The sequence below is a fragment of the Falsiroseomonas sp. RANM36 genome (genome assembly GCF_056682175.1).
Map to the genome: position 1 here is coordinate 1 of NZ_JBWXTD010000062.1, position 291 is coordinate 291.

At 75.3% G+C, this 291-nt stretch carries 1 protein-coding gene; it reads left to right on the forward strand.

Going from position 1 to position 291, the window contains the following annotated elements; translation table 11 throughout:
- Positions 1-264, forward strand: a 264-nt coding sequence (locus AC1MIR_RS27845; RefSeq protein ID WP_480031413.1) for an oligopeptide/dipeptide ABC transporter ATP-binding protein, incomplete at its 5' end; no start/stop codon positions are given.
- Positions 265-291 lie beyond the last annotated feature (27 nt).

A 291-nucleotide genomic window follows, 5' to 3' on the forward strand; every position in this document is an offset into this window, starting at 1 on the left:
CTCGCCGCGGGGCGGGAGCTCTACACCACGCCGCTGCATCCCTACCCGGAAGCGCTGCTCTCCGCCGTGCCGATCCCCGACCCCAAGCTGACGCGCGCGCGCATCCGGCTGCAGGGGGACGTGCCGAACCCGCTGAACCCGCCCCCGGGCTGCCATTTCCACACGCGCTGCCCGATCGCCGATGCCGGCACCTGCCGCACCGAGGCCCCGCCGCTGCGCGAGGGGCGGCCGGGCCACTGGGTGTCCTGCCACAAGCGGGGATGAGCGCGGCGGCGATGCCGTATCCGTGAG